This window comes from Oleiphilus sp. HI0067, assembly GCF_001635735.1.
The window spans coordinates 1-536 of record NZ_LWFI01000652.1 but is presented as its reverse complement, the minus strand read 5'-3'; the positions used below and the strand labels follow the sequence as shown (position 1 = coordinate 536).

The 536-nt window shown below is 47.4% G+C and carries 1 protein-coding gene; it reads left to right on the top strand.

The annotated features are described in order from the left end of the window. A partial coding sequence (locus A3739_RS07200) for a GMC family oxidoreductase (RefSeq protein ID WP_231877033.1) occupies nucleotides 1-536 on the top strand: 536 nt, incomplete at both ends.

Genomic DNA, 536 nt, shown 5'->3' with positions numbered 1-536 from the left:
AATCTAGCCCAGAAGTTGAAGTACCTGATATTCAAATGCACTTTGTGCCTTTATTGTTTGATGATTGCGGGCGTGACTTACGCTTACTCAGCCAGCATGGATATACCTTGCATGTCTGTGTTTTACGTCCGGAAAGTCGCGGCACTGTCAGTTTGCGATCTGCTGATCCGCGAATGCCAATCAAAATCGATTTCAACTTCCTAACCCAAGAGAAAGACATTAAGACCTTGGTCAACGGGATAAAAGTAGCGCGCAACATTCTCAAAGCCAAAGCTTTTGATGAGCACAGAGGTGAAGAGATTCACCCCGGAGCAGACGTCACATCAGATGAAGCGCTCCTGCAAAAATGTAAGGACCGTTTAGGCTTGGTGTATCACCCATCAGGAACCTGCAAGATGGGTCATGACCCGATGGCCGTGGTAGATAGTGAATTGCGTGTTCACGGTATTAAGAACCTGCGCGTCATTGACGCGTCAATCATGCCAACCGTCACCAGCGGCAATACCAACGCTCCTGTAATCGCAATTGCAGAAAAA